General features: G+C 59.9%; 6 protein-coding genes. 2 read left to right on the plus strand and 4 right to left on the minus strand.

Annotated features, from left to right (window positions below; genetic code table 11):
* The coding region (locus tag ACRDT3_RS18815) for a hypothetical protein (RefSeq protein WP_431494439.1) at positions 1-402 on the plus strand (402 nt) is incomplete at its 5' end.
* Between the two features lie 41 nt (positions 403-443).
* Here ACRDT3_RS18815 and rlmB read toward each other — a convergent pair.
* The 4 genes from rlmB to ACRDT3_RS18835 all read right to left on the minus strand — a co-directional run bounded on the left by rlmB (position 444) and on the right by ACRDT3_RS18835 (position 4,813).
* Positions 444-1,391, minus strand: a complete 948-nt coding sequence (gene rlmB, locus ACRDT3_RS18820) for a 23S rRNA (guanosine(2251)-2'-O)-methyltransferase RlmB (protein ID WP_431494440.1) — start codon at positions 1,389-1,391, stop codon at positions 444-446.
* 50 nt (positions 1,392-1,441) lie between these two features.
* On the minus strand, positions 1,442-2,893 hold the full coding sequence (gene cysS, locus ACRDT3_RS18825) for a cysteine--tRNA ligase (RefSeq protein WP_431494441.1): 1,452 nt from the start codon (positions 2,891-2,893) through the stop codon (positions 1,442-1,444).
* 87 nt (positions 2,894-2,980) lie between these two features.
* Positions 2,981-4,207 carry a 2-C-methyl-D-erythritol 4-phosphate cytidylyltransferase gene (gene ispD, locus ACRDT3_RS18830; RefSeq protein ID WP_431494442.1) on the minus strand — a complete coding sequence of 409 codons (1,227 nt, stop codon included), beginning with the start codon at positions 4,205-4,207 and terminating at the stop codon, positions 2,981-2,983.
* A 120-nt stretch (positions 4,208-4,327) separates the two neighbouring features.
* The gene (locus tag ACRDT3_RS18835; RefSeq protein WP_038993823.1) at positions 4,328-4,813 is read right to left on the minus strand and encodes a CarD family transcriptional regulator; all 486 of its coding nucleotides are present in this window, start codon (positions 4,811-4,813) and stop codon (positions 4,328-4,330) included.
* 353 nt (positions 4,814-5,166) lie between these two features.
* Here ACRDT3_RS18835 and ACRDT3_RS18840 point away from each other — a divergent pair, with 353 nt between their 5' ends.
* On the plus strand, positions 5,167-5,706 hold the full coding sequence (locus ACRDT3_RS18840; protein WP_431494443.1) for a hypothetical protein: 540 nt from the start codon (positions 5,167-5,169) through the stop codon (positions 5,704-5,706).
* Positions 5,707-5,739 lie beyond the last annotated feature (33 nt).

The raw sequence follows: 5,739 nt of genomic DNA on the forward strand, positions 1-5,739 counted from the left end.
TGTATTCACCAAATAAAAATATTCGGTATCAACAAACTTGGCACACTATTGAGTTCTCAAACAACAAACACTCTCGACACCACAATGACCATTTCAGAAGATCACTGCTTCGCTCCGGAGCAACTTTACAAGCTTACCACCAAGTTGACCGTTGTCAACTCGACGTTTCAGTATCGTTCACCCCGCCTTTTCCGTTTCGCCCTTTCAGGCTGTCCGGATCAGCGGCGCGAGATAAAACTTTACACGGGTTCGGCCAGGACGCAAAATCGGCCAGTTTCCATACTTTTCTGCCCGGAATCCCCGGAATCATGCGGATTCCCTGCGGTGCAAGGTGAATATCGGCTAAAAACAACGGAAAATTGTTGTTATGAAGCAGGTCACCTTAACGAAAACGGGCCATAGCTTGCCTTGGCAAGCTATGGCCCATTCACGGTGTCTGAAGACTACTTCGCCTGTCCAGCACGCAAACGCGATACCTCGTAGAGCGAGATGCCAACAGCCATCGAAGCATTCAGCGATTCCATTGCCGAGTCGATTGGAATCGAAACGATGGCGTCGCAGTTTTCGCGGACCAGTCGGGACAGGCCCTTGCCTTCGGAACCTACCACGATGCACAGCGGGCCGGTTGCCAATTCGAAGTTCGGAAGCTCCATATCCCCACCGGCGTCGAGGCCGATCACGAAAATGCCAGCAGCCTTGATTTCTTTCAGTGCGCTGGTCAGGTTGCTGCACTTGGCCACTGGTACACGTACAGCTGCACCGGCGCTGGTCTTCCATGCCGAAGCGGTCATGCCGACGCTGCGGCGTTCTGGAATGATCACGCCGTCTGCGCCGAAGGCAGAAGCCGAACGAACAATCGCACCCAGGTTACGCGGGTCGGTGATTCCATCCAGTGCCAGGAACAGCGGCTGGGTCCTGGTGTATCCCTTGTCGAAGTCCTTGATGGCCTTGGTAGCCAGCTGGACTGCATCCTTGTATTCGTATGGCGGGATCTGCAGGGCCATGCCCTGGTGGATCGCGTCATCGGTCATGCGGTCGAGCTCGGGCTTGGATGCTTCCATCAGCGGGATGCCCTGCTCGGCAGCCAGCTTCAGGGATTCGCGGACGCGGTCATCAACGTCGATGCGGATGGCAACGTGCAGCGCCTTGGCAGGAATGCCGGCGCGCAGCGCCTCAACGACGGAGTTGCGGCCGGTGACGAATTCGGCGTTGACCTTGATGCGGTCGGTTCGGCGGCCGGTGCTGCGCTTGGCGGCCGAGCGCTCGGAGAGCTGCTTGGCACGGTAAGCCTTGTGGTACGGGCGGTCCTCCGCTTTGGGAGTCGGGCCCTTGCCCTCGAGGGAACGACGTCCCTTGCCACCACTACCCTTGGTTGGGCCCTTTTTGTTCATTGGTTCATGTCCTTTAGTTTTGAGTTCGTTGGCGTCGCGCTTGTTCGCGACTAGTTGTCCAGAGTCCAGCGAGCGCCATCGGCCGAGTCCGCCACGGTAATGCCAGCGGAAGCCAGCGCATCGCGGATGGCGTCGGAGCGTGCCCAGTCCTTGGCAGCTCGCGCTTCGGCGCGTTCAGCCAACTGGGCCTGGATCAGCTGATCCAGGGCTGCGTGCTCTGCAGAAGATTTCGAGCCTTCATTGCTGCCGGCATCATCCAGGCCCAATACCTGGGTCATGGCCAAGACCTGGCCCAAGGCCTTGGCAGTGGCAGCGTCCTCACGGCTATCCAAGGATGCATTGCCCAGCCGCACGGTTTCATGCAGTGCGGCCAGCGCCATTGGAACGTTCAGGTCATCATCCATCGCGGTGCCGAAAGCTTCCGGAACCCCGGTGGCCACGATCGACTCGGCGACGGCACCCAGGCGGTAGCGCGCGTTGGAGATGAAGGTGTCGATGCGTTCCACCGCTGCCCCCGCTTCGGTCAGCGAGTCCGGGCGGTAGTCGAGCATCGAACGGTACTGTGCCTGGCCCAAGAAGTAGCGCACCACTCGGGCGTCGGCCAGCGCGAGCATTTCTTCCGGGGAAATGGTGTTTCCAATGGACTTGGACATCTTCTCACCCTCGTAGGTGACCATGCCGTTGTGCATCCAGAAGTTTGCAAAGCCGTGGCCAGCCGCGTTGGACTGGGCCATCTCGTTCTCGTGGTGCGGGAAGCGCAGATCCAGTCCGCCGCCGTGGATGTCGAATTCGCTGCCCAGGTACTTGCCAGCCATCGCCGAGCACTCAAGGTGCCAGCCTGGGCGGCCGCGTCCCCATGGGCTTGGCCAGGAAGCGGTCAGCGGATCGGTGCCCTTGTAGCCCTTCCACAGCGCGAAGTCGCGTGGGTCCTTCTTGCCGCGCGGATCCGAATCCGGCGCGTCCTGCATATCGTCGATCTTCTGGCGGGTCAGTGCGCCGTACTGCTCATAGGAGCGCACGTCGAAGTAGACATCTCCGGAGCTATCGGCCGCCGGGTAGGCATGGCCGCGTTCGATCAGCTGTGCAATCAGCTCATGCATTTCGGTGATGTGCCCGGTCGCACGTGGTTCGTAGGTTGGGCGTTGGACACCCAGAGCCTCGTAGGCCCGTGCGAATTCCTGCTCGAAGCGGTACGCCAGGGCGAACCATTCTTCGCGCGGCTTGTAGTGGGCATCGGCTTCGAAGTCCTCGGCGAAGGATTTCGCCGACTTCTCCAGGATCTTGTCATCGATGTCCGTGACATTGCGGACGGTGGTGACGGCGAAGCCGCGGTATTCGAGCCAGCGCACCAATAGGTCGAAGACGATGGCGCTGCGAACGTGGCCCACGTGCGGCATGCCCTGCACGGTGGCGCCACAGTAGTACAGCTTGACTTCGCCTTCCGCCAATGGCTGGAAGTCGCGTACGGATGCTGTTTTGGTGTCATAGAATCGCAGGCTCACGCCTTTAAGGTTATCCGATGGATGCACCCTTTGTACTTCACTTGTGACTCTCTCGATGATCGAAGCGCCGCAGCGCCACCAACAGGCCTAGCGCGATACCGGGTAGACCAGTGCGGTGGCATAGGCGGTCACGCCCTTGCCCTCCCCCTCGTAGCCCAGCCCGTCGCTGGTGGTCGCAATGACGCTGACTGGGGCGCCGATAGCCTCGCTAAGCACTTTATTGGCTTCTTCGCGGCGCGCGGCAAAGCGCGGGCGGCGGCCAACGAACTGCACCGCGACATTGCCGATTTCGAATCCCGCCTCGCGCACCAGGCGGGCGGCTTCTGCAATCAGGCTCACACCGCTGGCCCCGGCGAATTCCGGGCGGTCCACACCGAAGTGCGTGCCCAGATCGCCAATGCCCGCTGCAGAGAACAGCGCATCGCAGGCCGCGTGCGCTACTGCGTCGCCATCGGAGTGGCCGGAAAGTCCGGTGTCTTCCGGGAAGTGCAGTCCTGCCAGCCACATTTCGCGAGTTGGGTCTTTGCTGACCGCGTGAACATCGATGCCGTTGCCGACTCGTGGCAGGATCATTGCTTCTTCCTTTGCGCTTGGGACGGCTGCGGGCTGGCTCGCCGCGAGCTTTCCTGCCGCGTCGAGATCTTCGGGATAGGTGACTTTCATGGCTTGCTGCGATCCGGGCACCACTCGGACTTCGGCCCCAAAAGCCCGCACGATCGACGCATCGTCGGTAACCATATCCAGTTCGGCAGCGGTGCAGGTATCCAGCTGGGCATGCGCATCGCGCAACAGCTGCGCGTCAAAGCCCTGCGGGGTTTGCACCGCGCGCAGGATGGAACGCGCCGGGGTTTCCTTGACGATTTCGTGCTCACCGGCGGCATCGGGCTCGACCACGCAGATGGTGTCGGTGACGTTCAATGCCGGGATGACGGCGTGGCACTGCGCATCGGCCAGGGCGCCAAGCACCTGTTCATGCAGCTCGGCCGGGGCAAATGCCCGGGCGGCGTCATGGACCAGGATGCTGGTGGCGGCGGAACTGACTTCAGCCAGGCCGGCGCGAACCGACGCAGCGCGGCTTGCACCGCCGGGAACGGTGCGGACCTTGTCCCCGTACTGCGCCATGGTCGCGGCCAGGCGTTCGTCCTCCGGCGGGGTAACCACGATGATTTCGGTGATCTGCGGAATCCCCAGGATCCGGTCCACGGCGTGTTCAGCCAGGGATTTCCCGGCCACCTGGACCATCGCCTTGGGAAGGCCAGCGCCGAGGCGCGTTCCCATTCCGGCGGCCACGAGGATCAGGCTTGAATTATGCACTTCGCTTTGCTTCACAGCGCCCAGCTTATCGTGCCACGTGATTCCGCTTTGGCTGCTTTAATGCCAAAAGCCGTGAAACGCTTGGGAGCGTTTCACGGCGATGCGTTACCAGAACGGGGGTTAGGCCGAAGCCAGAACCTCGTCCAAGAGGCCTTCTGCCTTGGCCTCGTCCAGATCCTTGGCCAAGGCCAATTCACTGATCAATACCTGGCGAGCCTTTGCCAGCATTCGCTTTTCGCCTGCCGACAGACCACGGTCATTTTCTCGGCGCCACAGGTCGCGAACTACTTCTGCAACCTTGATGACATCGCCGGAAGCGAGCTTCTCGACATTTGCCTTGTAGCGGCGCGACCAGTTGGTCGGCTCTTCGGTAAATTCAGCACGAAGGACATCGAACACATGGTCCAAGCCTTCCTGACCTACCACGTCACGTACGCCAACAAGATCAACGTTCTCAGCTGGAACCTCGATGGTCAGGTCACCCTGAGCCACTTTGAGCTTGAGATACATTTTCTCTTCGCCCTTGATCTTGCGCATCTTGATCTCTTCGATCATTGCGGCACCGTGGTGCGGGTAGACAACAGTCTCGCCAACCTCAAAAACCATGTGGATAAACCCCTTTCCCACGTCCTAGTCTACCATGTCCGCTATTCAGGAGCCTGCGATTGTGCCCCATATAACCGCGAATTCACGCGGAATTGCCTCTTCCACTTGCAAGAGAAACATGCTATGAAGAAGGTAAGGCAGTCGACTGCGCACCAACCCCCTTCCCGGCAACGGTTGTCTACAACTTGTCGAAATGCGTGTGTTGCACGTCGCTAAATCGCGTCTTTGCGTGAAAAACGGCTAGGCTTAGAGGTAATCGTGGTCCATTTCGCGATTGCCCCTGCCCTAGGTGCATTCGATTAAACAGGCCACGAACCGAAGCAACTCATTTTTCTCACCGAGGAGTTAGTGTCGTGATCACCGCACGCATGACCGCTGGACGTCGCATTGCCGCGTCCCTCGCTGTGGCTGCCCTGGCATTCGGTGTCACCAGCTGTGGCGCCATCAACGAGCAGGCCACCAACACCGACTACGCCGCCAGCGATGGCGTCAACGTCGATGTCTCAGACGCAAAGGTTCGCAACCTGATGTTCGTCACCAACAGCGACGACACTGAAGCCCGCCTGATCGGCTCCGTAGTCAACGCCGGCGATTCCGCGCTGACCCTGTCGGTCAAGGCTGACAACGCAGCACCTGTCTCCATCCAGGTTCCTGCAGACGGTGCCATCAAGCTTGAAGAAGACAAGAACAAGCAGATCATCAAGAACATGGGCATTGCAGCTGGCGAGCATGCTGACTCGGTCTTCACCGTAGCCGGTGAAAACGTGGAATTCAGCGTTCCAGTTGTCGATGGCACCCTGGCTGAATACCGGGACTTCGTACCAGGCGGTTCTGACCAGTCGGTCACCGAGCACCTGACTCCAGAAGAGACCCACTCAACCTCGGGCCATTAAGCTTCGCACAAGCCAAAACAAGAGCCTCGGGCA

It is taken from the genome of Glutamicibacter sp. (assembly GCF_050701915.1).
Taxonomy (GTDB): Bacteria; Actinomycetota; Actinomycetes; order Actinomycetales; family Micrococcaceae; genus Glutamicibacter.

Excerpts from the sequence above, each read along its gene's own strand:
- ACRDT3_RS18835 (WP_038993823.1), bottom strand. The coding sequence starts at position 4,813 with ATGGTTTTTGAGGTTGGCGAGACTGTTGTCTACCCGCACCACGGTGCC.
- rlmB (WP_431494440.1), bottom strand. The coding sequence starts at position 1,391 with ATGAACAAAAAGGGCCCAACCAAGGGTAGTGGTGGCAAGGGACGTCGT.